This is a genomic window from Xylophilus sp. GOD-11R (assembly GCF_033546935.1).
GTDB lineage: Bacteria > Pseudomonadota > Gammaproteobacteria > Burkholderiales > Burkholderiaceae_C > Xylophilus.
Map to the genome: position 1 here is coordinate 4,031,386 of NZ_CP137854.1, position 26,644 is coordinate 4,058,029.

The 26,644-nt window shown below is 67.4% G+C and carries 19 protein-coding genes; 15 read left to right on the top strand and 4 right to left on the bottom strand.

All coding sequences use genetic code 11. The annotated features are described in order from the left end of the window. Window positions 1-386 precede the first annotated feature (386 nt). The 3 genes from R9X41_RS18650 to R9X41_RS18660 all read right to left on the bottom strand — a co-directional run bounded on the left by R9X41_RS18650 (window position 387) and on the right by R9X41_RS18660 (window position 5,299). On the bottom strand, window positions 387-3,587 hold the full coding sequence (locus R9X41_RS18650; RefSeq protein WP_318631936.1) for a hypothetical protein: 3,201 nt from the start codon (window positions 3,585-3,587) through the stop codon (window positions 387-389). Between the two features lie 161 nt (window positions 3,588-3,748). Beyond that, entirely contained in the window at window positions 3,749-4,339 is a 591-nt protein-coding gene (locus R9X41_RS18655; protein WP_318631937.1) for an NADPH-dependent FMN reductase, read from the bottom strand. A gap of 228 nt (window positions 4,340-4,567) precedes the next feature. Continuing rightward, entirely contained in the window at window positions 4,568-5,299 is a 732-nt protein-coding gene (locus R9X41_RS18660; RefSeq protein ID WP_318631938.1) for a nitroreductase, read from the bottom strand. 198 nt (window positions 5,300-5,497) lie between these two features. Between R9X41_RS18660 and R9X41_RS18665 the strand changes: the two genes are divergently transcribed. The 8 genes from R9X41_RS18665 to mdoH all read left to right on the top strand — a co-directional run bounded on the left by R9X41_RS18665 (window position 5,498) and on the right by mdoH (window position 15,533). Further along, window positions 5,498-6,574, top strand: a complete 1,077-nt coding sequence (locus R9X41_RS18665) for an F-box protein (RefSeq protein ID WP_318631939.1) — start codon at window positions 5,498-5,500, stop codon at window positions 6,572-6,574. Between the two features lie 153 nt (window positions 6,575-6,727). Further along, window positions 6,728-7,801, top strand: coding sequence for a hypothetical protein (locus R9X41_RS18670; RefSeq protein WP_318631940.1), 1,074 nt, complete (start codon window positions 6,728-6,730; stop codon window positions 7,799-7,801). Between the two features lie 82 nt (window positions 7,802-7,883). After that, entirely contained in the window at window positions 7,884-8,312 is a 429-nt protein-coding gene (locus tag R9X41_RS18675) for a hypothetical protein (RefSeq protein ID WP_318631941.1), read from the top strand. 83 nt (window positions 8,313-8,395) lie between these two features. Beyond that, the gene (gene miaB, locus R9X41_RS18680; RefSeq protein ID WP_318631942.1) at window positions 8,396-9,772 is read left to right on the top strand and encodes a tRNA (N6-isopentenyl adenosine(37)-C2)-methylthiotransferase MiaB; all 1,377 of its coding nucleotides are present in this window, start codon (window positions 8,396-8,398) and stop codon (window positions 9,770-9,772) included. Beyond that, on the top strand, window positions 9,769-11,256 hold the full coding sequence (locus R9X41_RS18685; protein ID WP_318631943.1) for a sensor histidine kinase: 1,488 nt from the start codon (window positions 9,769-9,771) through the stop codon (window positions 11,254-11,256). Before miaB ends, R9X41_RS18685 begins: the two co-directional genes overlap by 4 nt. A 136-nt stretch (window positions 11,257-11,392) precedes the next feature. Continuing rightward, complete coding sequence (locus R9X41_RS18690; RefSeq protein ID WP_318631944.1) at window positions 11,393-11,917, top strand: hypothetical protein; 525 nt, start codon at window positions 11,393-11,395, stop codon at window positions 11,915-11,917. Then, window positions 11,914-13,326 carry a sigma 54-interacting transcriptional regulator gene (locus tag R9X41_RS18695; RefSeq protein ID WP_318631945.1) on the top strand — a complete coding sequence of 471 codons (1,413 nt, stop codon included), beginning with the start codon at window positions 11,914-11,916 and terminating at the stop codon, window positions 13,324-13,326. The genes R9X41_RS18690 and R9X41_RS18695 overlap by 4 nt, the downstream gene beginning before the upstream one ends. Window positions 13,327-13,520: 194 nt before the next feature. Further along, window positions 13,521-15,533, top strand: coding sequence for a glucans biosynthesis glucosyltransferase MdoH (mdoH, locus tag R9X41_RS18700; RefSeq protein WP_318631946.1), 2,013 nt, complete (start codon window positions 13,521-13,523; stop codon window positions 15,531-15,533). 86 nt (window positions 15,534-15,619) lie between these two features. Here mdoH and ffh read toward each other — a convergent pair whose 3' ends face one another. After that, window positions 15,620-17,017 carry a signal recognition particle protein gene (ffh, locus tag R9X41_RS18705; RefSeq protein WP_318631947.1) on the bottom strand — a complete coding sequence of 466 codons (1,398 nt, stop codon included), beginning with the start codon at window positions 17,015-17,017 and terminating at the stop codon, window positions 15,620-15,622. Window positions 17,018-17,111: 94 nt separating this feature from the next. On the opposite strand from ffh, the gene R9X41_RS18710 reads away from it, so the two are divergent. The 7 genes from R9X41_RS18710 (at window position 17,112) to R9X41_RS18740 (ending at window position 26,575) form a co-directional block, all read left to right on the top strand. Next, complete coding sequence (locus tag R9X41_RS18710; RefSeq protein WP_318631948.1) at window positions 17,112-17,924, top strand: cytochrome C assembly family protein; 813 nt, start codon at window positions 17,112-17,114, stop codon at window positions 17,922-17,924. After that, a complete protein-coding gene (locus R9X41_RS18715; RefSeq protein WP_318631949.1) occupies window positions 17,921-18,160 on the top strand; it encodes a PP0621 family protein in 240 nt (79 codons plus the stop codon). The genes R9X41_RS18710 and R9X41_RS18715 overlap by 4 nt, the downstream gene beginning before the upstream one ends. A gap of 16 nt (window positions 18,161-18,176) precedes the next feature. Then, window positions 18,177-19,862, top strand: coding sequence for a sensor histidine kinase (locus tag R9X41_RS18720; RefSeq protein ID WP_318631950.1), 1,686 nt, complete (start codon window positions 18,177-18,179; stop codon window positions 19,860-19,862). After that, a complete protein-coding gene (locus R9X41_RS18725) occupies window positions 19,859-21,370 on the top strand; it encodes a sigma-54-dependent transcriptional regulator (protein ID WP_318631951.1) in 1,512 nt (503 codons plus the stop codon). The genes R9X41_RS18720 and R9X41_RS18725 overlap by 4 nt, the downstream gene beginning before the upstream one ends. Then, the gene (gene ampD, locus R9X41_RS18730) at window positions 21,348-21,953 is read left to right on the top strand and encodes a 1,6-anhydro-N-acetylmuramyl-L-alanine amidase AmpD (RefSeq protein ID WP_318631952.1); all 606 of its coding nucleotides are present in this window, start codon (window positions 21,348-21,350) and stop codon (window positions 21,951-21,953) included. Before R9X41_RS18725 ends, ampD begins: the two co-directional genes overlap by 23 nt. 326 nt (window positions 21,954-22,279) lie before the next feature. After that, on the top strand, window positions 22,280-25,207 hold the full coding sequence (locus tag R9X41_RS18735; RefSeq protein WP_318631953.1) for a ribonucleoside-diphosphate reductase subunit alpha: 2,928 nt from the start codon (window positions 22,280-22,282) through the stop codon (window positions 25,205-25,207). 168 nt (window positions 25,208-25,375) lie between these two features. Beyond that, window positions 25,376-26,575, top strand: coding sequence for a ribonucleotide-diphosphate reductase subunit beta (locus R9X41_RS18740; protein ID WP_318631954.1), 1,200 nt, complete (start codon window positions 25,376-25,378; stop codon window positions 26,573-26,575). Window positions 26,576-26,644: the final 69 nt, after the last annotated feature.

Here is a 26,644-nt window from a genome sequence, read left to right on the forward strand (position 1 = left end):
GGCCCCGTCTGGTCTGGTGCAATACGCAGTTGAGGCGTAGGCGTCTGCCTGCCAGCCTCCCAGGAGCAAAACCAGGATGAAAAGAAAACGGGCGATATTCCAAACCGCACTACGGGGTATCCAGCCGGTAAGGTCGGCAGGAAGTTTTTCGTGATCCAGAGCGGCGTGATTGGTTAAAGCCACAGCAGCAGCCGCTTTATGGGAGTCATTCATTTTTGGCCCGATAAGCGAATGGTTGACGACGGCGGTCTTGAGGACTGAGCTGGAAGCGGTCATGGAGTAGGACCGTTTCGAGAAAATGGAGGGGTGGCGGGTTCGCTCAGGCGAAGCCGAGCGCAAGCCGCCGCTTGGCGCCGTCGATATTGCAGCCAGTGAAAAGCGGGCTCTCATGGCTTGAAAACGTTCTCATCGAACTTGAACCGCATGCGCACATAGGCCTTGCTCCACCGGCTGTTGGTGCTGTAGAGCTCGCTGTCGGCGAAGCTGCCGGCAACGTAGCCGGTGGACAGCCAGAGGTTGTTCATCGCGCGGTATCCCACCTCCAGGCCCACGCCGCGGTCGCGGGTGGGCCCGCCCCAGCTGTCGGAGGCCAGCACGCCGATGTCCCAGCGGTCGTTGATGTCGTACATCAGCCGGCCCGAGACCAGCTTGCCCTCGAAGACCGAGGCCGGGCCGTCGAAGCGGTCGACCTGGCGCTTGAAGGCGGTGGACACGCTGGCCGTCAAAGGCCGTGACGGCCGGAAGTTCGCCGACAGCGCCACCACGTCGTTGCGGTAGTTGGTGGGCGCCAGCGGGCCGGTGTTGCGGTCCACGTTGTGCTCGTAGCGGCCGATCACGTTGAGCTTGTTGCTGCCGGTGTCGCGGTAGGCAATGCCCACCTGGAACCGGTCCTGCAATTGGTTCTGGCCCTGGGCGGTGTCGCGGCCCTCGGACTTGAGCAGCAGGTTGCGCGCGAGCAGCGACCAGTCCTCGTTGAGCCGGCGCACCGCGGAAGCCGAGGACAGCCAGGTCTTCTGCGTGTCGGAAATGCGGTATTCCAGCCGGCCGCCAACGCGCCACAGCGGGCTGGTGGTGTATTCCAGGCCGCCCGCGACCGCCTTGGCGTTGCGCCGGCCGCTTTCGGTGGTGAGCAGTACCTGGTTTTCGACCGAGGTGGTGGCCACCAGGCTCTCGCCGAGGTTGAACACGTTGCGCACGCCGATCGCGTTGACCGCGTCGCGGCCCTCACGGCCCTGGGCCAGGCGCAGTTCCTCGAACACGTTGCCGCCCTTCATGTAGGCGGTGTCGGCGCCGAAGATCAGGCGGTGGCTGCGCTTGAGGTCATCGCCGAAGCCGTAGTTGGTGAGCAGCCCGTCGACCCACTCGTAGCGGCCGTAGACGCGGCCGGCCTGCTGAAAGCGGTATTCGGAGCCGACCGACACGCGCCAGCCGTGGTCGCCCTCGACCGACTGCTCGGCCAGGCCCGTGGCGATCCACTGCGGCGTGATCTCGTAGCGCGCGTCGGCATACACCGAGGTGTACTTGCGCAGTTCCTCGCAAGGCGCACCGCGCAGGCAGTTGCTGCCCAGCAGGTTGGAGAACGGGCTGTACTGGAATTCGTTGGAGCCGAAGGTGTTGGTGTTGAGTCGGGTGGGTGCTGCCAGGCCGGGCACCGCCGAGGCTCCGAAGGTGCCCAGCGGGCTGACGCCGCCGGGGTAGTCGTCGCGCACCTTGTTCAGACCCACGCTCAGGCGCAGCTTGGGCGTGATGTCGTGGCGCACGCCGGCCGAGACGATCGCCTGGGTGCCCTCGGCGATGAAGTCCTGCGAGTAGCGGCCGCTGGCCACCAGCGCGGTGCGCTCGCCCACGGCGTACTCGGACTTGAGCAGCGCCTCCTTGTGGCCGGCATTGATGCCGGCGCTGGCGTTGTCGAAGCCCACGTCGGCGCGCGCGACGAAGCCCTGCGCCTTGAGCGCGCCGTCCTCGTGGCGCAGGTCGGCACGAAACGCATGGCCCGCGGGCTTGTCGAGGAGGGCACCGGCGCCCGCCTGCAGGCCGCCGCCCTGCGGGTTGAGCAGGCTGCGGGCCGACAGGGCGCGCCCGCCGATGAAGTCGGTGCCTTCGCTGGAGGCAATGTCCAGCGACATCTGCGTGCCCTCGCGCGGCGCCCACTCGGCCGTCGCGCCGGCCAGGGTCTTCTGGGTAAGCGGGTTGTCGTCGCGGGCATAGCGGCCTGACAGGGCCAGCGCGTCGGCCACCTCGATGCGCCCTTCCACGCCGCCGACCCAGTGCTCGGGGCCGCCCTGCTCCACTTCGTAGACCACCCGGATCGACACGGGGTTGAGGTTCTCGTCGGCGCTGGGCACCGGTTCGCGAAAGAGGATGCGCCCGGAGAAAGGCTCGAATTCGTAGTCCACGTGCCGCACCTTGGGCGTGCGCGAGACGACGATGGCCGGCTGGTAGCGGTCGCGCACGACGATGGTGATCTGCTCGGAATTGGCCAGCGCGTTGAGCTGCGAGACGGCGTAGGGCCCCGACAGGCCGAGCCCGGGCTGCTCGTCGACCATGGTGGTGCGCGAGGTGCGGGCGGCGAAACCGGTGCCCGAGACCGGCCCGTTGTCGAAATGCACGCGCGCGCCGGTGAGGGTGCGCGAATAACTGCCCAGGCGCAGGGGGCGGGTGGGCTCTGCGGTGAGGAAGTCGCCGTAGAGAAGGTAGTTCTTCTGCCGGTCCACCCGCAGGAAGAGCTTGCTCGTGCTGCGCGCGTCGTAGCGCACGACGGAGGTGTCGCCGTAGATCGGGTAGTAGTCGTTGGGGTTGACGTCCCAGAAGAATTTCGACTGGTTGATCTTGGCTGAGTCGTAGGCGCTGGTGAGCACGTAGTCGGAGAAGATCGTGCCCTTGAGGAAGCCGGCGGCACGGCTGCTCATGTTCTGGTAGACATCGCCCGATTGGTTGGGGGCGTCCCAGTTGTGGAAGTTGTCCTCGAAACCCGTTTTGGCGACGACGGCGTCGTGGTGCAGGCTGCGGTCCAGCGACAGGGTCAGGTCGGCGATGCCGATGCCGAAGAGGGGTCGTTCCTGGGCCACGAAGTCCACGCCCCCGAGCGCATTGACCGGGCCGCTGCTGACCCGCACGGCGGCGCTGCCGGCCACGCTCGAGGCAACGAGCTCGAGCTCCTCCCCCCCCTCCTGGACGACGATCTGGGCGCTGCTGGCCAGGCGCCCGTCAGGCAAGCGGAAGCGGCCGAGATCGGTGTCCAGGGCGAGCTTGACGGCGCCGACGATCGGGCGACCCTCGGCGTCGCGCAACAGGATGCGCATGCGCATGGTCGATTCGCCATCGGCGGCGAGTTCCTTGGCACCGAGCGACACCTCGATCTGCTCGCCGGTGACCAGGCTGCGGCCGGGCAGGTCGAAGGGCTGGCGGCTGACCTGGGTGTTCGCGCCGATCGAGGCCATGGCCAGTTGCACGGAGGAGCGAAGCGGCAGGGCGCTGTCGACCGGGCGCGCCAGGGCGGGGAGCTGGTCCTGGGCGAGCGTGGCGCGCCAGCAGATGGCGCAGGCTCCGACGACGATCGTGAGCCCCGACGATAGGTGAGTTCGCATGGTGTGGCGGTTCCGGCGGGCAGGAGTCAGCCCACAGAATCACGCATGCCCAACCAATGTGCGCACCCACTACGTGCGCCGAATTGACTAAAGCTCGAGCCTAAAAAACAACAGCCCGCAGAGGGGACCTGCGGGCTGTAGAGGAGCGAGCGTGGATGGCTTCAGTAAGGAGGCGCTCGCCGGGCCTTCTGCTGGATGGCGGCATCGGCCCACCAGGCCAGGTCGTCGGCGAAACGGCCGAAAGCCTTGTCGAGCGACTCACCGGCCGCGCCGGTGGGCTGGCCGTCGGCGTCGAGTGTTTGCGCGATGGGGCCGACGGCCAGGGTGCTGGAGATGGGGACCATGCCCATCTCCGACAGGATGGCGTGCCAGGCGATGCCTGCGCGCACGCCGGAGAAGCGGCCGGCGGAGTAGCTGGCGATGGCGGCGGGGCGCCAGAACCACTCTTCCAGGAAGTGGTCGGTGAGGTTCTTCAGGCCGGGCTGGGGACCCCAGTTGTATTCGCCGGTGACGAAGACGAAGGCGTCGGCCGTACGGATTTTTTGGGCCAGGGCCTCCATGGGGGGTGGGGCATCGCCGGGGGGGTACTCCTTGTACATGCGGTCGAGCATGGGGAGGTTGACGGATTGGGCGTCTATGAGTTCAGGGGCGTGGCCCTGGGCCGTGAGCTTGGCTACGAGGTAGTGGGCCAGGCGGATGCCCATGCGGTCTGAGCGGTAGGAGCCGTAAAGGATGAGGATTTTGTGGGACATGGCTTGGGTTGATTTGGTGTCGGGGGTACCGGTGGGTGGGTGGATGGCCTGCCTGATGGGGCGATTTTTTTGGGGTGTTTTTACCGCTTGGTTGTTTTTTCAGGGCGCTGGAGGAGTGGGGAATGTGTTCTCTGCCTAGGGTGGAGCCGGGGGGCTCTCGCGCCCCAGCTCCACCCTCGGCAGAGAGAAGGAAAAAAACAAGCTCACCAACCAACAAGGCCACCACCATCAAGCCATCCACCGCACAAAGTCCCCCGCCTCGACACGCGGCGGCTGAAACCCGTTCACCGGGTCTTGCGCATCCGCATACCCCAGCGCCATGCCGCAGACCAGCATCTCTTGCGGCCCCGCCCCGATGATCGGCCGAATCACCGCATGCCAGCGGTTCCACGCGGCCTGCGCGCAGGTGTGCAGCCCCCGCGCCCGAGCGGCCAGCATGATGTTCTGCAGGAACATGCCGTAGTCCAGCATCGAGCCCCGCCCCAGGATGCGATCGATAGTGAATACCAGCCCGACCGGTGCGCCGAAGAAGTCGAAGTTGCGCCGATGCTGCGCCTGCATCCGCTGCGCATCGCCTTTGCCGATGCCCAGCAACCCGTAGAGGCCCCAACCGGTCTGGCGCCGTCGGCCGATGTAGGGCTCGGTCCAGTCGGCGGGGTAGTAGTCGTACTCCGCATGATGGCGCGCAGCAACGGCCGGATCGGTGGCGGCCTCCGCGTCGGCCGCGCTCACCTCGTCGACCAGCTTTTTCAAGGGCTCGCCACGCAGCACCACGACCTTCCAGGGTTGGGTATTGCTGCCGGACGCAGCCCAGCGGGCGAGGTCGAGGATCTCGGCGATCAGCGTGGTGTCGACTGGCGTGGACTGGAAGGCACGCACCGAGCGCCGGGAGCGGATGGCCTGGTCGACGTCCGGCGCAGGGCCGGCCTGCAATGGAGAGACAAAGGTTTCAGTGTTCACGGCGTGCTCGGTGAGTGCGGAGAAAGCCAGCATAGCCACCACCGGCCCGAGGCGCTTCGCCGCACCGGCAGAAGCTGCGTGCCGGCGACACGAAAGCGCGGCAGGCGCCGGCCCAATGGCGCGATGTATCCATCATTACCGACCTCCCCCGAACGACCCAATGGCGCGATGTATCCGACATTACCGACCTCCCCCGCCATGGGTCCGCGGGCCCGCACCGACTCCTGGCGCTGCTGCGCGTCGACCGACAGCGACCACGCCATGGACACCGGGGCGCCCACCACCGGCCCGGTGTCGCTCACCCATCTGCCCGACGAACTGCTGCTGATGGTCCTGCAGAAACTCGACCACGAATCGCTGCTGACATTCGGCCCGGTCAGCCAGCGCCTGCACCATCTCGCGGGGGTGGCCGCCGAGCCGGTTCGCGGGCGCTTGATGGAGCCGTGGCGCCGCGAAGCCGACGCGATGCTGGCGCGGCTGGATACGCCCGTCGAGACCATCATTGAGCGTGTCGGCCGCGCCAGCGACGGCCTGGATCTGCTGGCGCGCATGCACCACGCGCACGGCCCGCTGCTCGGCCCGCGCGATGCCCTGCCGCAACGCTGGGAGCTGTTGCGCCGCTTGCTGGCCGAAGTGGAAGACCTGGCCGCGCCCGACATGCTGCACACCCGGCCACCCGACCCGCTCCAGACGCAACGTCCAGACCCCGGCATCCTCACGCCGACGCACGCCTCCTGGTTGATCGGCGCCGTCCAGCGGATGCTCGACACCGCCCCCTCGCCGCTGCGGGTACGCGGCGACCCCGAACTGCCCGACGGGCCGCGCCTGCCGGCCACGCAACGGCTGCAGGCGGCCTGCCACGCCATGATCCGCAACCACGTCAAGCTGGACGACGCACGGATCAACCCGATGCTCTGGATGCGCCAGCTGGCCAGCAATCTGTCCATGCGACCGGACCAGCCGAGGGCCGTGGCCAACCTGTGCTTCGTTGCCAGCCTGTGGCGTCACATGCGGCCGGAAATGGTGGTCTCGTTCATCCAGTTTCTGACCGCCTACCTGGAGCCGTTTTCGATGGACGTGCGTGAAGCGGTTGCAGCGGCATTGCAGCAGGCGGGCGTGCAGAAGCTGGCCGATGAACGACGCGAGCACGCGACGTCCTTCGCCCATCTGCCGGCTGCGACGCGCGCACACTTGCTGGCCGATCGGGAACAGATCATCGAGCAGACCACGCTGGACGCGATGAGCCGGGTTCTCACGCCGGGCTCGGGCGGCTGACACCCGGCCAGCAACGGCCGTCAGGCCGATCGGTGCGGCTCGACGGCGAGTCCTATCCGCTCGCTTCGCCGCTGTGGCCGACGCTGCGCGACGGTCGTCCGGCTGTCGCGCAGGCAACGGCCCAATGGCGCAATGTTTTCAACGCAACCGTCCTTGCCTGCCACGAGCCCGCGTCCGCGCGACGACCGGTCCCTGTCCTCTGCGTCTGCCGACGTTGACCCTGCGACGAACACCGACGCACCCACGACCGCGACAATTACCGCCGACGCCATTTCCCTGACCCATCTGCCAGACGAGCTGCTGGTGATGATCTTCGAGCGGCTCGACGACGCATCGCTGCTAGGTTTCGGGCCGGTCGATCGGCGCACCCTTCGCCTCGCCCGCGTCGCCGCCGAACCGGTCATCTCGCGCCTGCTGGCGCCGCAACGCCGCGAAGCCGACGCGATGCTGGCCTGGCTGGACCTGCCGGTCGCCACCGCCCTTGCGCGCACCGAACGCGCCGCCGACGGACTGGATCTGCTCGCCCGCATCCACCGCCGGCACGGGCAGCTGCTCGGCCGGCACCACGCGATGCCACAACGCTGGGAGCTGATGCGCCGGCTGCTGGCCGAGGTCGAGCGCCTGGCCGAGCGCGGCGTCCTCGACGACATGCGCTTGCCCGCATTGCGCACGTCGCCTCAAATTCCGCGGCTCATCCGCGCGGTACAGGCGCTGCTCGAGGGCACGCCCGCGCTGCTGCGCGTTCGTGGCGATCCGGAACTGCCGGACAGTCCGCATCTGCCGGTGACCCGCCGCCTGCAGGCCGCCTGCCGCGCGATCATCCGCAACTGCATTCAGGTGCCCGACACGAAGAGCAAACGGATGGGGACATTGCGCACCTTGACCAGCCAGCTGGCCCTGCACCCCGACGAGGCGATGGCGCACGACAACCTGTGCTTCATCGCCAGCCTGTGGCGCTTTGTGCCGGGCGCCCTGGCGATGTCTTTTGTGCAGCACCTGCAGCGCTGCCTGCTGCCTTTCCCGATCGCCACGCGCGAAGCCGTGGCGGTGGAGCTGCAGAACGCGGGTCGACTGAAGCGGGTCGACAAAAGGAAAACCGACGCACAGAAGGGCGTCCATCTGTCCGAGAAACAGCGCGAGCAAATGCACGCGGCACACGCCGAAAAGATCGAGCAGGCCACGCGGGAGGCGGTGGCCCGCGTGCTGACGCCGGGCTCGGGCGGTTGACCCAGCGGCCGCGATAGCCGGGCGGGCCCGTCGGGAAGGAACCGCACCGCTAAAATCCAGGGTTCTCCCTCACAGCCTCTGGATGAACACCATGACTCGCTGGACCCTCGCCGTGCCCGCGGCGCCCGCGGCGCCCGCCTCCATGTTTTCGCATCGCCTGCCCGCCGTGTTGCTGGCCGCCGCCTGCTGGACGATCGCCTCGCCAGCCCTGGCCGACGCGGTGCGCGACTTTCCGCCCTCGGCCCTGCGTGGCCGCCTCGAGGTGAGCACCCCGCCGGTCGTGCAGCTCGACGGCAAGACCGACCAGCTCGCCATGGGTGCGCGCATCCGCGACACCCGCAACCTGTTGGTCACCTCCGGCACGCTGGCCAACGGTCAGGCGATTGCCGTGAACTACACCCGCGACCCGCAAGGCCAGATCAACGAGGTCTGGGTACTGACCGCCGAAGAGGCCGCGCTGCCGCGCGCCGGTGCTTCACCCAACTGGCGTCAGCGCTGGTTCGGGTTCTGAACCGCCGCGCTTCGTCTCTCCTTTTTCCCATCCTCCCGACCCCGACAAGACACCGGCGCGGCCACCGCGCCAGGAAGCACCCCATGGCCTCCAAGAAAGTATTCATCAAGACCTTCGGCTGCCAGATGAACGAGTACGACTCGGACAAGATGGCCGACGTGCTGGGCGCCGCCCAGGGCTACGAACCCACGCAGGACATGGAGCAGGCCGACCTGATCCTGTTCAACACCTGCTCGGTGCGCGAGAAGGCGCAGGAGAAAGTGTTCTCCGACCTCGGCCGGGTCAAGCACCTCAAGGCACGCGGCGTGAAGATCGGTGTCGGCGGCTGCGTGGCCAGCCAGGAAGGCGCGGCCATCATCGCCCGCGCACCCTATGTCGACGTGGTCTTCGGCCCGCAGACGCTGCACCGCCTGCCCGAGATGCTCGCCGCGCGCGACCGTCTGGACCGGCCGCAGGTCGACATCAGTTTTCCCGAGATCGAGAAGTTCGACCACCTGCCGCCGGCCCGCGTGGAAGGCGCCACCGCCTTCGTGTCCATCATGGAAGGCTGCTCCAAATACTGCAGCTACTGCGTGGTGCCCTACACCCGCGGCGACGAGGTGAGCCGGCCGCTGGACGACGTGCTGGTGGAAGTGGCGGGCCTGGCCGACCAGGGCGTGCGCGAGGTCACGCTGCTGGGCCAGAACGTCAACGCCTACCGGGGCGCGATGGGCGACACCGCCGAGATCTGCGACTTCGCCCTGCTGCTGGAATACGTCGCCGAGATTCCGGGCATCGAACGCATCCGCTACACCACCAGCCATCCCAACGAATTCACCCAACGCCTGATCGAGGCCTACGACAAGGTGCCGCAACTGGTGAGCCATCTGCACCTTCCGGTGCAGCACGGCAGCGACCGCATCCTGATGGCGATGAAGCGCGGCTACACCGCCATGGAATACAAGAGCACGGTGCGCAAGCTGCGCGCGGTGCGGCCGGCGCTGTCGATGAGCAGCGACTTCATCGTGGGCTTTCCCGGCGAGACCGAGGAAGACTTCCAGAAGATGATGAAGCTGATCCGCGACGTGGGTTTCGACAACTCGTTTTCCTTCGTCTTCAGCCCCCGTCCGGGCACGCCGGCGGCCAATCTGGCCGACGACACGCCGCAGTCCGAAAAACTGCGCCGGCTGCAGGAGCTGCAGGCCGTCATCGACGAGAACACGCGCGCCATCGGGTTGTCGCGCGTGGGCACGGTGCAGCGCATTCTGGTCGAGGGGCCGTCCAAGAAATCGACCGCCGCTGCGCCCGAGCTGATGGGCCGCACCGAATGCAACCGGGTGGTCAACTTCCAGGGACCGGCGCGGCTGGTCGGCCAGATGGTCGACGTGCGGGTGACCGAGGTGCTGGGCTATTCGCTGCGCGGCGCGGTCGTGCTTGCCGAACCCGTTGACCAGGGCGCGACGGCGCCGGTCGCGGCATGACGGCAGCGCTGCCCGTGCCACCCGAATCCGCGTCCGCCGGTGTTGCCGGCGCGCGGGAGCCGCGCCGGCTGCTGCTGCGCGGCTCGTTCCAACAGTTGCTGCTGCTGGCCTTTCTGCTGATCGCGGCGCTGCTCGGCGGCATCTCGCTGCGTGCGGTCTTTACCTTCGACGGCCTGATGGGCCAGAGCCGGGGCTTCGCGGCCCGCGCGCTGCAGCTCAACGCGGCCGTGCAGGGGCTGGGCGACCGCAGCGCCACCATGGAGCGCGCGGGGCGCCAGTCGCTGATCCTCAACGACGCGATGCTGCGCAAGCGCTTCGACGAAGCCGCGCGCGAAGCCGAAGGCCTGCTCGACGAGCTCGTGCCCGGCGACGTGCCACCGGACGTGGCGCGCCGCTGGCGCGACGAGCTCGACGACATCACCGCCCTCTTCGCCGGCCCGCCCACCACCGCACTCGACCGCGAAAAGTCCATGGCCGCCGAGTTCCGCGAACTCGAACGCATGACCGCCGCCGTCGCCCAGGAAGTGCAGCGCGCGATCGAGGAGCGCAACCGTGCCATGGCCACCGAACTCGACGACAGCCGCGCGCGGCTGACGCGCTTGGTGATCGGCACCATCTTTCTCGCGGTGGTGCTCGCCATCGCGCTCGGCGTGTGGCTGGGCCGGCCGTTCAAGCGGCTGGAGCGCGCCATCGTCGGGCTGGGGGAAAACCGGCTGGAGATCCCGATCGACATCCGGGGGCCTGCCGACGTCCGCCGCGTGGGCCAGCAGCTCGAATGGCTGCGGCTGCGGCTGACCGAACTCGACGCCGACAAGGCGCGTTTTCTGCGGCACATCTCGCACGAACTCAAGACGCCGCTGGCCGCCATGCGCGAAGGTGTGTCTCTGCTCGAAGACGGCGTGACCGGCGAACTCAACGAGAACCAGCGCGAGGTCGCGCGCATCCTGCAGCAGAACACCGCCGTGCTGCAGAGCCAGATCGAAGCGCTGCTGAGCTTCAACGCCGCCGCCTTCGAGGCACGGCAGCTGCGCCGGCAGAAGGTCGACCTGCTCAATCTCCTCGAGGAACAGATCGACGCACAGCGGCTGCAGTGGCAGTCGCGCGGGCTGGCGATCAAGGTCGAGGGCACGCCGCAGTCGGCCCAGGTGGACGCCGGCAAGATGGGCACGGCGCTGGCCAATCTGTTGTCAAACGCGATCCGCTTCTCGCCGCGCAACGGCACCATTCACGTGACGCTGCAGCGGGTCGACGGGCGCATCCGCATCGAGATCCAGGACGAAGGCCCGGGCGTGCAGGAGTCCGACCGCTCCCGCATCTTCGAGCCCTTCTACCGCGGCCAGGTACAGCCCAAGGACGCCGCGCGCGGCAGCGGCGTCGGCCTGTCCATCGTCCATGAATACGTCGCGGCCCACGGTGGCCAGATCGCGTTGCTTGCCGACGGCAGCGGCGCCCACTTCCGTATCGAATTGCCCCATGCCCTTTAGATCCCTCCGAACGCTCCGCCTCCGTCGAATCGCCCGCGCTCCTTCGCCGGCTGGCATCGCCGTCGCTTCGCTGGGCCTGTGGCTGGCCGGTTGCGCTACTCCCGCGCCGCCGCCACCGCCACCGCCGCCGCCGCCCGTGGTCTGCGTACGCCCTTCGGCCGATGAAATCGCCGCCGCAGAACGCGCCCGCAAGGCCGAGGAAACCAGCCCTCGCACCCAGGCCGAAGGCAACGTCGCCCTGCTCGCCTATGCCGACCGGTTGCGCGTGATGAGCATGGGCGAGCTCGCCAATGAGATCGCGCTGCTCGGCGATATTCCCGACGCCTCGCGCGGCCCCTACAAGGATCTGCAGCTCGCCGTGGCGCTCGGCCAGACCCGCCAGCCGCAAGACCTGCAGCGCGCCACGACCCTGCTGCAGCGCCTGGCGTCGGGCACCGGCGACGACGCGCGCCGTCTGCAGCCGCTGGGCCGGCTCATCGCCGCGCGTTATGCCGAACAGCGCCGGGTGGAAGACCTGCTCGACAAGCAGAACCAGGCCATGCGCGACAACCAGCGCAAGCTCGACCAGCTCAACGAACGCCTGGAAGCGGTGCGGGCGATAGAGCGCAGCCTTACCCGCCCGGGCGCCAACAACGGCGCCGCACCGGTGAACCGACCATGAGCACGACGAGCACCGCCCGGCCCGGGGGCGCGAATGGCGCGCCCATCCTGGTCGTCGACGACGACGCCGACATGCTGCGGCTGCTGTCGATGCGGCTCACCGCGGCCGGCTACAAGGTCACGGCGGTCGGCTCGGCCGAATCGGCGCTCAACCAGCTCGAGCTGTCGCTGCCACAGGTGGTGCTGTCGGACGTGCAGCTGCCCGGCAAGGACGGCCTGGCCCTGTTCGACACGGTGCGGGCGCGCCATCCCTCGCTGCCGGTGATCCTGCTCACCGCCCACGGCACGATTCCCGACGCGGTCGAGGCCACGGCACGCGGCGTCTTCAGCTATCTCACCAAGCCCTTCGACGGCAAGGAACTGCTCGACAAGATAGGCCAGGCGCTGGCGCTCAGCGCGCCTCATGTCGCCGAGGAGCATGCCGACGAGTCCTGGCGCGCCGAGATCGTCAGCCGCTCGCCGCGCATGGCCGAGGTGCTGGCCGAGGCGCGGATGATCGCGCAGTCGGACGCCTCGGTCCTGCTGCGCGGCGACAGCGGCGCCGGCAAGGAGCTGCTGGCGCGGGCCATCCACCGCGCCAGTCGCCGGGCCCGCAAGCCCTTCGTGGCGGTCAACTGCGGCGCCATCCCGGAGAACCTGCTCGAATCCGAGCTCTTCGGCCACATGAAGGGGGCCTTCACCGACGCCCATGCCAATCACAAGGGCCTGTTCCAGCAGGCCGACGGCGGCACCCTGCTGCTCGACGAGATCGGCGACATGCCGCCCGCGCTGCAGGTCAAGCTGCTGCGGGTGCTGCAGGAACGGGCGGTGCGGCCGCTGGGCTCGAGCGCCTCGATTCCGGTAGACGTACGCATCATCTCGGCGACCCATCGCGATCTGGACGCCGCGATGCGCACCGGCCAGTTCCGCGAAGACCTGTATTACCGGCTCAACGTCGTCACGCTCACCTTGCCCACGCTCGGCGAGCGACGCGAAGACGTTCCGCTGCTGGCCAACTACTTTCTGCACAAGCTGAGCCAGAAATACGGCAAGCGGCTGTCGGGCTTCGCGCCCGAGGCCCTGAAGGCGCTCACCGGCGCGCAATGGCCGGGCAATGTGCGGCAGCTCTACAACGTGGTCGAACAGGTCTGCGCGCTGTCGACTACGCCGCTGGTGCCGCTGGCCCTGGTGCAGCGGGCGCTGCGCACGCCGTCGGTCGAAGTGCTGACCTATGCCGACGCCAAAACCAAGTTCGAGCGCGACTATCTCGTCGGTCTGCTGAAATTGACGGACGGTAACGTGGCCGACGCCTCACGGCTGGCCGACCGCAATCGCACCGAGTTCTATAGGCTGCTGCAGAAGCATGCGCTGACACCGGGTCATTTCAAGGCCGACCCTGTCGCCGAAGGCAATACCGGCGTCGCCGACTGACGACAACGCCAAGTTGTTGATTCGTATGGAAACGGCCTCGGGCAAACCCTAGCTTGTCGGGAAACGGCGACAAAAACAGGGGTTTTGAACAGGATGCGCCTGCGAAATCATAGATTTAAGATCATGAAAATTATTCAAATTATTGATTCATAACAATAAATTCGATGTGGCACGGTCGTTGCAACTAAGTTGCCATGCGAATCCTAAATGCCACCTCCCTCCGCCGGCCGCGCGCCGCCCGCAGCACGCTGCGTGAGGAACGTCATCCGAACGCGGTCACCGCGCCTCCGATGAATCGTGGATCCATGGCACCCCTGCCGTGGCGCGGTTTCTGGAACAGCGTCGGCACCGGTTTGCTGATGACCGCCACCGGCCGCCGCGGCGAAACCACCCCGCTGCAAGCCGAGCGCCAGTCGCCCGAAGCCTGGCAGCGTGCGGCCAACGCCCGCCGCCTCACCTTCCTGGCGCTGACCATCCTGACCTCCGGCATCGCCACCATGCTGTTCGCCGGTGTGCAGCCCGATTACGACAACGTCTGGCTCGAATACGGCCAGATCGCCCTGTTCGCCCTGCTGTCGGCCTGGGTCGTCACCGGCTTCACCACCGCGCTGATGGGCTTCTGGGTCTCGCTGCGCGGCGACCCGCACACCCTGTCGGCCAACGAGGTCCGCGATCACGCGATGAACCCCGAAGCCCGCACGGCCATCATCATGCCGATCTGCAACGAAGACGTCGCCACCGTATTCGCCGGCCTGCGCGCCACCTGCGAGTCGGTTGCCGCCAGCGGCAACGCACAGGTGTTCGACGTGTTCGTGCTGTCCGACAGCTACAACCCCGAGATCGCCAAGGCCGAACGTGCCGCCTGGGAAGACCTGCGCGCCGCGCTGGCCGCCAATCCGGACCAGCCGCAGATCGAGGTGTACTACCGCCTGCGTACCCGTCGCAGCCATCGCAAGGCCGGCAACGTCGCCGACTTCTGCCGTCGCTGGGGCAAGGACTACAAGTACATGGTCGTGCTGGACGCCGACAGCGTGATGAGCGGCGACTGCCTCTCCACCCTGGTCAAGCTGATGGAAGCCCATCCCAAGGCCGGCATCATCCAGACCGCCACCCAGTCCATCGGCCACGCCACCCTGCACGCCCGTTCACAGCAGTTCGCTTCGCGCATGACCGGTCGCCTGTTCACCCTGGGCATGCAGTTCTGGCAGCTGGGCGAATCGCACTACTGGGGCCACAACGCCATCCTGCGTGTCGAGCCCTTCATGAAGCATTGCGCCCTGGCCCCGATCAAGGGTACCGGCGGCATGTCCGGCGGCATCATGTCGCACGACTTCGTCGAAGCCGCCCTGATGCGCCGCGCCGGCTACCAGGTGTGGCTGGTCTCCGACCTCACCGGCAGCTACGAACAGCAACCGCCAGACCTTCTGAGCGAACTGCAGCGTGACCGCCGCTGGTGCCAGGGCAACATGCAGAACTTCCGCCTCATCGCCGAGCCGGGCCTGCATCGTGTGCACCGCGCCATGTTCCTGACGGGCACCCTGTCCTATGTGTCCGCCCCTCTGTGGCTGGCCTTCATGACCCTGGGCACCGCCCTGTGGTTGTCGGGCAGCCGCCTGGTGCAGAACTTCGACGTGCTGCCGGCCGAACTGATGGGCCTGTGGGCCTTCACCGTGGCCGTGCTGTTCCTGCCGCGCGTCCTGGGCATCGCCGCCGTGCTGATCAAGGGCGAGCAACGCATGTTCGGCGGCACCTGGGGCCTGCTGAAGAGCTCGGCACTGGAAAGCGTGCTGGCCATCCTGCAGTCGCCGGTTCGCATGCTGGCCCACTCGCTGTTCGTCGTGACGGCACTGACCGGCATCAAGCTCGACTGGAAATCGCCTCCCCGGGAAGCCAACGGCCTGGGCTGGAAGGTGTCCGCCGCCAGCTTGGCTCCGATGGGTGTCGTGGTCGCCCTGCTGGCCGTCGGCATTGCCATGATCGACGCGAGCGCCCTGGTCTGGCTGCTGCCGGTGGGCCTGCCGCTGCTGCTGGCAATTCCGGTGAGCGTGTTCACCAGCCACGTGGAGTTCGGTAGCGCCATGCGCAGCCGCGGCTTCCTGCTGATTCCGGAAGAACGCTGGTCGCCCTCGGTGCTGCGCCGCGCTCGCCTGCACGCCAACCGCCTGTCGCGTCCGCGTATCGCCGCACCCGCCGCAGTCGCTGCCTGATCCTGTCAGGCGTCCACAAAAAAACCGGCAGCGATGCCGGTTTTTTTTTCGTCCGCACCCATGGTGCGGACCGGGATTCAAGATGATCAGAAGGGCCGCTTGCCGCCGCCCAGGCCCGGCATTCCCGGCATGCCGCCCATGCCCTTCATGCCACCCATGCGCTTCATCATCTTCATGAGGCCGCCGCCCTTCATCTTCTTCATCATGGTCTGCATCTGGCCGAACTCGTTGAGCAGGCGGTTCACGTCCTGCACCTGAACGCCGGCACCGGCGGCGATGCGGCGCTTGCGGGTGGCCTTGATGAGCTCGGGCTTGCGGCGCTCCAGTGCGGTCATGCTGCAGATGATGCCTTCCTTGCGGCGCACCTCGCGCTCGGCCTTGTCCATGTCGACCTGGCCGGCCTTCGCGGTGAGTTCGCTGGGCATCTTTTCCATCAGGCTGCCCAGGCCGCCCATCTGCTTCATCTGGCGCAGCTGGCCGAGGAAGTCTTCCAGGTCGAAGCCGTCGCCGCTCTTGACCTTGGCGGCCAGTTTCTGCGCGGCCTCCATGTCGACGCCGGCGGTGACCTGCTCGACCAGCGCCACGATGTCGCCCATGCCCAGCACCCGGCCGGCATGGCGCTCGGCGTCGAACACTTCCAGGCCGTCGATCTTTTCGGACACGCCGGCGAATTTGATCGGCGCGCCGGTGATCTGCCGCACCGACAGCGCCGCGCCACCGCGCGAGTCACCGTCGAGCTTGGTCAGCACGATGCCGGTCAGCGGCAACGCTTCCTTGAAGGCACGCGCGGTGTTGATCGCGTCCTGGCCCTGCATCGCGTCGACGACGAAAAGCGTTTCGACCGGCTTAAGCTCGGCGTGGAGCTCGCGGATCTCGCGCATCAGCGCTTCGTCGATCGCCAGGCGGCCGGCGGTGTCGACCAGCAGCACGTCGAAATAGTGCCGACGGGCGTGGTCGATGGCGGCACGCGCGATGTCCAGCGGTTTCTGGTCGGGCGTGCTGGGGAACCATTCGGCGCCGGCCTGGGCGGTCACCGTCTTGAGTTGCTCGATGGCGGCCGGGCGATACACGTCGCCGGACACGGTCAGCACTTTCTTCTTGCGCTTTTCGATCAGGTGCTTGGCGAGCTTGGCGGTGGTGGTGGTCTTGCCGGCGCCTTGCAGGCCCGCCATCAGGATCACCGCTGGCGGCTGTGCGGCCAGGTTCAGGTCGGCGATGCCCTCGCCCATGGTGGCCGCGAGTTCGCGATTGACGATGCCGACCAGCGCCTGGCCGGGCTTGAGCGAGCCGAGCACCTCGGCACCGAGCGCCTTTTCCTTCACGCGCGCGATGAAGTCGCGCACCACCGGCAGGGCCACGTCGGCCTCGAGCAGGGCCATGCGCACCTCGCGCAGCATGTCCTGCACGTTGGATTCGGTGATGCGTGCCTGGCCACGCATTTCCTTGACGAGTCGGGAGAGCTTATCGGTGAGTGCGGAGGCCATGGGAGATGAGGGAGGAAGTACGCGGCGAACGGCCGGTGCGCAGGGGAAAACGGGCCGACGGGCAGGGCCGCAAAGGCCACTACACTCGGACGCCATGATTCTAGCGAGTGCGTCTGCAGCGGGAGGGGCGGTACTGGGATTGGGCCTGGCGACCGCCGGTGCCTATGCCGTACCGGCGGTCTTCGCACGCCGCATTTCCAACGACGCGGGCCGCGCCGCACTGGTCGTCGCCTGGTTGCTGCACGCGGTGGTGCTCGGCTGGACCCTGCTCGGCGACCCCGCCCGTTTCGGCTTCGGACCGGCCCTGTCGGTCACCGCCTGGCTGGTGCTCACCGTCTACGCGGTCGAGAGCCGCATGTTTCCCATGCTGCGCGCACGCTGGGCGCTGTCGGGCCTGGGCGCGGTGGCGGTGCTGCTGGCACTGGTGTTTCCGGGCAGTCCGCTGCACGTGGAGGGCAGCGCGACGCTCTTCGCGCTGCACCTGGCGCTGGGTATCGCGTCGTACGGATTGTTCGCGGCCGCGCTGGTCCACGCCTGGCTGATGACACGCGCCGAGCGACAGATGCGGCTGGCCGCCGACGCGCAGAGCGGCATGCCCTTGCTCACCCTGGAGCGCCTCACCTTCCGCTTCGTCACTGCCGGCTTCGTGCTGCTGACCGCCACGCTGGCGGCCGGCATCTTCTTCGGCGAACGCATCTACGGCCAGGCCTGGCGCTGGGACCACAAAACCGTCTTCTCGGTGCTGTCCTGGATCACCTTCCTGGTGCTGATCCTCGGCCGCGCCCGCTTCGGCTGGCGCAGCCGCAGCGCGCTGCGCTGGCTCTACGCCGGCTCCGCCCTGCTGTTGCTGGCTTATGTGGGTTCGCGCTTCGTGCTCGAAGTGGTGCTGGGGCGGGCACCGTCGTGAAACTGCTCCTCATTCTGGCGACGGTGGCGCTGCTGATCTGGCTGCTGCGCGGCGGGCGCCGCAAGACGGTCTCTCGCGCAGCCCCGCCGCCGGCATCTGCCACCCGCGAAGTCGCGGGCCCCGAACCGATGGTGCGATGTGCGGCCTGCGGTTTGCATCTGCCCGCAACCGACGCGCTGCCGGGGCCGTCGGGCACGATGTACTGCTGCGCCGACCACCGGCGTTCGGCCTCTTAGCCCGATGGCCGGCGCCATGACCGACGCGGCCCTGCCGTGGTACGAATCGCCGGAGCCGGCCGGCATACGCATCTGGAACGGTTTCGCCAACGCCCGGGTGCTGGTGGCCGTCGCGGTGCTGGCGCTGCAGGGCCTCGTCCACCTCATGGGCCAGGAACTGCACGCGACCTTTCTGGCGCTGTGCATGGCCTACCTGGCCGCAGCCGTCTTCGTGCGCTTCGCCATGCGCCCGGCACCCAACGAGCCGCCGCTGGGCCGGCTCTGGCTGCCCACCGTCGGCGCCGACCTGATCGCCTTCTCGTCCATGCAGATCCTGCAGCCCGGCGGCATGAACTACACGCCGCTGCTCGGCCTGCCGGTGCTGATGGCGGCCGTGCTGGGATCGCGCCGTACCGCGCTCGCCACCACGGCAGCGGTGGCGCTGCTGCTGCTGACCGAGGTGACGGTCACCGGCCTGCGTTCCTACGGACCGATCGCATCGCAGTTCGCCCAGGCAGGGCTGACCGGCATCGGCTACTTTCTGGTCACCTTCCTGGTCCATCCGGTCGCGGCCCGGCTGGCGCGCGAGGAAGAACTGGCGCGCGAAGGCCAGCAGTCGGCGCTGGTGCAGGCGCAGGTCAACGAGCTGGTCATCGCCTCGCTGGGCGACGGCGTGCTGGTCATCGACGACCAGGACAACGTGCGTGCGGCCAACCCCGCCGCCCGCGCCCTGCTGGACCAGGCCGTGAAGGTGCCGCTGCCGTTCTCGCTGGCCGGGTCCCCCGCCTGGTACCCGCTGGTGGAGCTCGCGCGGCGCACCTTCGTCCAGGGCTCCGAAGACGGCGCACTCACCGCCGACGTCGCCCTGCAGTACGAACATCTCGGCCCGCGCCGCCTGCACCTGCGCGCGCGCCTGACCGACCGCGACGGCGGTGCCACCCGCCTGTGCGTGATGTTCCTGGAGGACCAGCGCGAGAACGAGGCGAAGCTGCGCACCGAGAAGCTGGCCGCCATGGGCCGCATGTCGGCGGCGGTCGCCCATGAGATCCGCAACCCGCTGGCGGCCATCGTGCAGGCCAATCAGCTGCTCGACGAGGAACTCGAAGACCCGTCGCACAAGCGCCTGGCGCAGATGGTGCGCCAAAACGCGCAACGCCTGGCGCGCATCACCGAAGAAGTGCTGGACGTTTCCCGTGCCCAGCAGCAGTTCCACTTCGACGCCGCCACCATCGAGCTCGACGAGACCGCTGGCGCGGTTTGCGTCGACTGGCATGTGCACGCCGGCCGGGGCTGCGGCCTGCAGTTCATTCCCGGCGCGCCGCGCCTGACGGTCGAGTTCGACAGCGACCACCTGCGCCGCATCCTCGTCAACCTGCTGGACAACGCCTTGCGCTACATCACCCCGAACGACGACGCCCTGCAGGTGCGCACCTGGACCAGCGGCAACCAAACCCTGATGGAAGTCTGGAGCGACGGCCCGCCGCTGGAGCCGACCGTCGCCGAGCGACTGTTCGAGCCCTTCTTTTCATCCGAAAGCCGCTCCAGCGGGTTGGGGCTCTATATCTGTCGCGAACTGTGCGAGCGCCACGGCGCGGCCATCGGCTACCGACGCATCGAGCGACGTACCGGCCGGGGCCTTTTGCAGGGCAATGCCTTCACCCTGGCCTTCCGCCCGGCAGCGACTGCGCCACCGCCATTGCCTTTTGACACAATAGCGCCGTGACAGCCACACCGCGCGCCACCGCCCAGGCGGACACCACCATCCTCGTCATCGACGACGAGCCGGATCTGCGCACGCTCTACGAGCTGACGCTGCTGCGCGAGGGCTACCGGGTGGCCGCCGCCGGCACGTTGGCCGAAGCCCACGATCTGCTGCAGCTGCACCGCTACGGCGCCGTCATCACCGACATGCGGCTGCCCGACGGCTCCGGACTCGAAGTGCTCAACCTGCTGCGCACCGGCGGCCGGGCCGAGCGCTGCGTCGTCATGACCGCCTACGGCTCGGCCGAGAACGCGGTCGAGGCCCTGAAGGCCGGCGCTTTCGACTACCTCACCAAGCCGGTCGACCTGCGGCAGTTCCGCACCGTGGTCGCCGCCGCCGTGCAGACCGGTGCGGCCGGACAGGTCGCGGCACCGCATCCGCCCGCGCCGGCTGCGGGTGGCGCGATTGCGCCGCGGGCCGCGCCCGCCCCCAGTGGCGCCGCCGCCAGCGCGCTCGCCCGCATGGTCGGCGACTCCGCCGCCATGCAGGCGGTGCGCCAGCGCATCGCCAAGGTCGCGCGCACCATGGCGCCGGTGCTGATCCGGGGCGAATCGGGCACCGGCAAGGAACTCGTCGCCCGCGCTCTGCACGCCAGCAGCCACCGTGCGTCCGGCCCGATGGTGGCGGTGAACTGCAGCGCCATTCCCGAGAACCTGCTCGAGAGCGAATTCTTCGGCGCGCGCAAGGGTGCCTACACCGGCGCCGCGGCCGACCGGGAAGGCTATTTCCAGGCGGCGCGCGGCGGCACCCTGTTCCTCGACGAGATCGGCGACCTGCCGCTGGCGATGCAGTCCAAGCTGCTGCGCGCCATCCAGGAGCGCTGCGTGCGGCCGGTCGGCTCCGCGCAGGAAGACATGATCGATGTGCGCATCGTCAGCGCCACCCACCGCGACCTGGCCGCCGACGTGCGGGCGGGCGGTTTCCGGCAAGACCTCTACTACCGGCTCAACGTGATCGAGGTCGTGGTGCCGCCGCTGCGCGAGCGGCGCGAAGACCTGCCCCAGCTCGCCGCAGCGCTGCTGGAGCGCATCTCGCGCGAATCGGGCCTGCCGGCGCCGCAGCTCACGCCGCAATCGCTGGAGCGGCTGCGCAGCCTGCCGCTGGCCGGCAACGTGCGCGAGCTGGAGAACCTGCTGCACCGCGCGGTGGCGCTGAGCGACGGCGACACGCTGGAACTCGAAACCGCGGTCGAATACCAGGGCGAGCCGATCGAAGCCGAATCGACCGGCACCGAAGGTCCTCTCGCCGCCAAGGCGCCCGTGCCGATGCCCGACGACCTGCAAGCCTACCTGGACGCACGCGAACGCGAGATTCTGGTCAAGGCCCTGGCCGAAAACCGCTTCAACCGCACCGCCGCCGCCGCCCAGCTCGGCATCAGCCTGCGCCAGATCCGCTACCGCATCGCGCGGCTCGGCATCGCCGGCCCGCGCGACTCGCAGGAAAACGATGGCGGAGCCGACGAGGACTGAGTCCGGGCCCGGCGTCTGGAACGGCGGCTGGCTCGTGAGCGCCGAGCGCTGCCCTTCACCGAACTTCGGCCCGCGACCGCCCGGCGCGGCCATCGACCTGATCGTCGTCCATTCCATCAGTCTGCCGCCGGGCGTCTATGGCGGCTCGGAGGTGTTCGAGCTCTTCACCAACCGTCTCGACTGGGAAGCGCATCCGTATTTCGCCACGATCCGCGGCATCGAGGTGTCGAGCCACTTCTATATCCGCCGTGACGGCAGCCTCTGGCAGTTCGTCGACTGTGACCAGCGTGCCTGGCATGCCGGCCGCTCGGCCTGGCGGGGGCGCGAAAACTGCAATGACGACTCGATCGGCATCGAACTCGAGGGGCTGGAAGGTCAGACCTTCGATCCTGCCCAATACGAGGCGCTGGCGCGGGTCTGCGAAGCGCTGGCGGTGCGCTACCCCATCGACCACGTCGCCGGCCACTCCGACATCGCGCCCGGCCGCAAACAAGATCCCGGCGCCGGCTTCGACTGGCCGCATTTCATGGATCTGCTGAATTGGCCGGCCGGTCGATTTCCGCCAGCCCACCGCGTCGACTGAAAACCGAAAAATTTTTAGCGCAAGCGAAGTTGGCTACTGGCGTGGGATGGCGAAGCAAACCGCCCCGAAACCCGCACCAGTCCTCAAGCTTCCATCTGGATACGCGATGAAACAAGGGATTGAAGCGGAAGCCGTCGTCCATAAGTCCGCTTGGCCTGGAAAAACGCGCTTCACACACTATCTGTAGTGTCTAGAATGGCCCTCGCCCCCTGTATCTAGGGGCTTCGATCATCGGCATCGCCGACCGGATGGCCAGTTTCCTGCACGTGTCGACGCCATACGTCAGCCGAAACAGCCGTCGCAAACGACGAAAGAGGAACACCCGAATGCAAACCGCCACCAGCACGCCGACCCTGCCTGCCAGCCAGGCCTTTTCTTCCACCGCTTCGACCGCCGCCCAGGCGCCCGGCACCGCTGCCGGCTCCGGCGCGCTGGCGCACTACCAGATCATTCGCCGCAACGGCGCGGTGGTGCCCTTCGAGCTGCAGAAGATCGCCGTGGCGATGATGAAGGCCTTCCTGGCGGTGCACGGCACCGGCGGCGCGGCGTCGGCCAGCGTGCGCGAGATGGTCGACCAGCTCACCCAGAACGTTTCCCGTGCGCTGGTGCGTTCGCGTCCGGGCGGCGGCACCTTCCACATCGAGGACGTGCAGGACCAGGTCGAGCTCGGGCTGATGCGTGGCGGCCACCATGAAGTCGCCCGTGCCTACGTGCTCTACCGCGAACGCCGCACCCAGGAACGCGCCAAGCAGGTCGAGCAGGCCACGCCAGCCGCTGCGGCGATGCACGTGACCGACAACGGCCAGCGCGTGGCGCTGGACCTGGGCCGCCTGCAGGCGCTCATCACCTCGGCCTGCTCCGGCCTGGGTGCCGACGTCAAGCCCGATCCGATCGTCGCCGAGACCATGCGCAACCTGTACGACGGCGTGCCGATCGACGAGGTCTTCAAGGCCGCCATCCTGGCCGCCCGGACCCTCATCGAAAAGGATCCGGACTACACCTACGCCACCGCGCGCCTGCTGCTGCACACGATTGCCCGCGAAGTCTTCGGCCGCGAAACCGCGCCCTCGGAAATGGCCGCCGCCTATGTCGAGTACTTCCCGCAGTTCATCCAGAAGGGCATCCAGCACGAACTGCTCGACGCCAAGCTCGGCGAATACGACCTGCCCCGCCTCGCCGCCGCCCTGAAGGCCGAGCGCGACCTGCAGTTCGACTACCTCGGCCTGCAGACCCTCTACGACCGCTACTTCCAGCACGTCAAGAAGACCCGCATCGAAATGCCGCAGTCCTTCTTCATGCGCGTGGCCATGGGCCTGGCCCTGAATGAGGTAGATCGCGAAGCCCGCGCCATCGAGTTCTACGAAGTGCTGTCGTCCTTCGACTTCATGTCGTCCACCCCCACGCTGTTCAACAGCGGCACGCTGCGCTCGCAGCTGTCGTCCTGCTACCTGACCACCGTGCCCGACGACCTGGACGGCATCTACGAATCCATCAAGGAAAACGCGCTGCTGAGCAAATTCGCCGGCGGCCTGGGCAACGACTGGACCCGGGTGCGCGCGCTCGGCTCGCACATCAAGGGCACCAACGGCGAATCGCAAGGCGTCGTGCCCTTCCTGAAGGTCGTCAACGACACCGCTGTCGCGGTCAACCAGGGCGGCAAGCGCAAGGGCGCGGTCTGCACCTACCTGGAAACCTGGCACCTCGACATCGAGGAATTCCTGGAGCTGCGCAAGAACACCGGCGACGACCGCCGCCGTACCCACGACATGAACACCGCGAACTGGATCCCCGACCTGTTCATGCGCCGTGTCATGGAAAAGGGCGAGTGGACCCTGTTCTCGCCCTCCAACGTGCCCGACCTGCACGACCTGTTCGGTGCCGACTTCGAAAAGGCCTATGTCGCCTACGAGGCCCGTGCCAAGGCCGGCGAGATCAAGCCCGCGCGCACCGTCCAGGCCAGCGACCTGTGGCGCAAGATGCTCACCATGCTGTTCGAGACCGGCCATCCCTGGATCACCTTCAAGGACGCCTGCAACGTACGCTCGCCGCAACAGCACGTGGGTGTGGTGCACTCGTCCAACCTCTGCACCGAGATCACGCTCAACACCAGCGACACCGAAACCGCCGTCTGCAACCTCGGCTCGGTCAACCTGCAGCAGCATCTGAAGAACGGCGCCGTCGACCACGAGAAGCTGCGCAAGACGATCTCGACCGCGATGCGCATGCTCGACAACGTGATCGACATCAACTACTACGCGGTCAAGAAGGCTCGCGACTCCAACCTGCGCCACCGCCCGGTCGGCCTGGGCCTCATGGGCTTTCAGGACAGTCTCTACGAACTGCGCATTCCCTACGCCTCGCAGCAGGCCGTCGAGTTCGCCGACCAGTCGATGGAAGCCATCTGCTACTACGCCTATTGGGCGTCGACCGAACTGGCCCGCGAACGCGGCCGCTACAGCAGCTATCCCGGCTCGCTGTGGGAGAAGGGCGTGCTGCCGCTCGACACCCTGAACATGCTGGCCGACGCACGCGGCGGCTATGTCGAGGTCGACCGCTCGGCCACCCTCGACTGGGACGCGCTGCGCAAGAAGATCGCCGTCGACGGCATGCGCAACTCCAACTGCGTGGCCATCGCTCCGACCGCGACCATCTCCAACATCGTCGGCGTCGATGCATCCATCGAACCCTGCTTCGGCAACCTGTCGGTCAAGTCCAACCTGTCGGGCGAATTCACCGTCATCAATGGCGCCCTGGTGCGCGACCTCAAACGTCTGAACCTGTGGGACGACGTGATGGTGATGGACCTCAAGCACTTCGACGGATCGCTGCGTCCCATCGACCGCGTGCCGGGCGAGATCAAGGCGCTCTACGCCACCGCCTTCGAGGTCGAGACCACCTGGCTCGTCGAAGCCGCCGCACGTCGCCAGAAGTGGATCGACCAGGCCCAGTCGCTCAACATCTACATGGCCGGCGCATCGGGCAAGAAGCTCGACGACACCTACAAGCTGGCCTGGACGCGTGGTCTCAAGACCACCTACTACCTGCGAACCATCAGCGCCACGCACGCCGAGAAATCGACCGTGCATTCGGACCGCCTCAACGCCGTGTCCTCGACGCAGAAGGCAGCACCTTCGGCACTCGAAGCAGCAGCCGCACAAGCCCGTGCGCAAGCCGATGCGGAGGCCGCTTCGGTGCCTGCCACCGACATCAAGTTCTGCGCCATCGACGACCCTGGCTGCGAAGCCTGCCAATAAGGCCTGACGGCCTATCGACATCGTGCGAGACCTGCGTCATGACAGGCGCTTCAACCGGTCCGCACGATGCTTCAACACAACATGCAAGGCCATGCGATATGCGTGCAGCTGTGACAGCCGCTTTTCATTTCGCAGGCCTGCTTTCATAATCGAACGATCGGAAAATCTATGCTGACCTGGGACGAAGAAGTCAAGCCCGCAACGCCGTCCACATCGCACGGCGCCACGCCTGCTGCGCGTGGTGAATCGGCGCCTCTGCCGGGCCTCGCCACCCACAGCTTCGCGGCTTCCGTCGCGGCCGATGCACCGCTGCCGAGCCAGCCCGCACAGGTCGCGGCAGGTGTCGGCCATAGCCGGGTCAATGCGGCCGACAAGCGCATCATCAACGCCAAGACCGACGTTAACCAGTTGGTCCCCTTCAAGTACAAGTGGGCCTGGGAAAAGTACCTCGCCACCTGCGCCAACCACTGGATGCCGCAAGAGGTCAACATGACCCGCGACATCGCGCTCTGGAAGGACCCCAACGGCCTGACCGAAGACGAGCGCCGCATCGTCAAGCGCAACCTCGGCTTCTTCGTCACCGCCGATTCGCTGGCCGCCAACAACATCGTGCTGGGCACCTATCGCCACATCACCGCACCCGAGTGCCGCCAGTTCCTGCTGCGCCAGGCCTTCGAGGAAGCGATCCACACGCACGCCTACCAGTACATCGTTGAATCGCTCGGCCTCGACGAGTCCGAGATCTTCAACGCCTACAACGAGGTCGCCTCCATCCGCGAGAAGGACCAGTTCCTGATCCCCTTCATCGAGGCCATCAGCGACCCGAACTTCCACACCGGCACCTTCGAAACCGACCAGACGCTGCTCAAGTCGCTGATCGTCTTCGCCTGCCTCATGGAAGGCCTGTTCTTCTATGTCGGCTTTACCCAGATCCTCGCGCTGGGCCGTCAGAACAAGATGACCGGTGCCGCCGAGCAGTACCAGTACATCCTGCGCGACGAGTCGATGCACTGCAACTTCGGCATCGACCTGATCAACCAGTTGAAGCTCGAGAACCCGCAGCTCTGGACGGCTGAGTTCAAGGCCGAGATCAAGGATCTGTTCCAGAAGGCCGTCGAGCTCGAATACAAGTACGCCGAAGACACCATGCCACGTGGCGTGCTGGGCATGAACGCATCGATGTTCAAGGGCTACCTGCGCTACATCGCCAACCGGCGCGCGACGCAGATCGGCCTGGAAGCACTGTTCCCCAATGAGGAAAACCCGTTCCCCTGGATGAGCGAGATGATCGACCTGAAGAAGGAGCGCAACTTCTTCGAGACGCGCGTCATCGAGTACCAATCCGGCGGAGCGCTTTCCTGGGACTGAAAAAGGCCTGCACTGCAACCTGCCATGGCGCCCCGATTCACGCCTGCCCCTCATCGCACCGACAGAGTG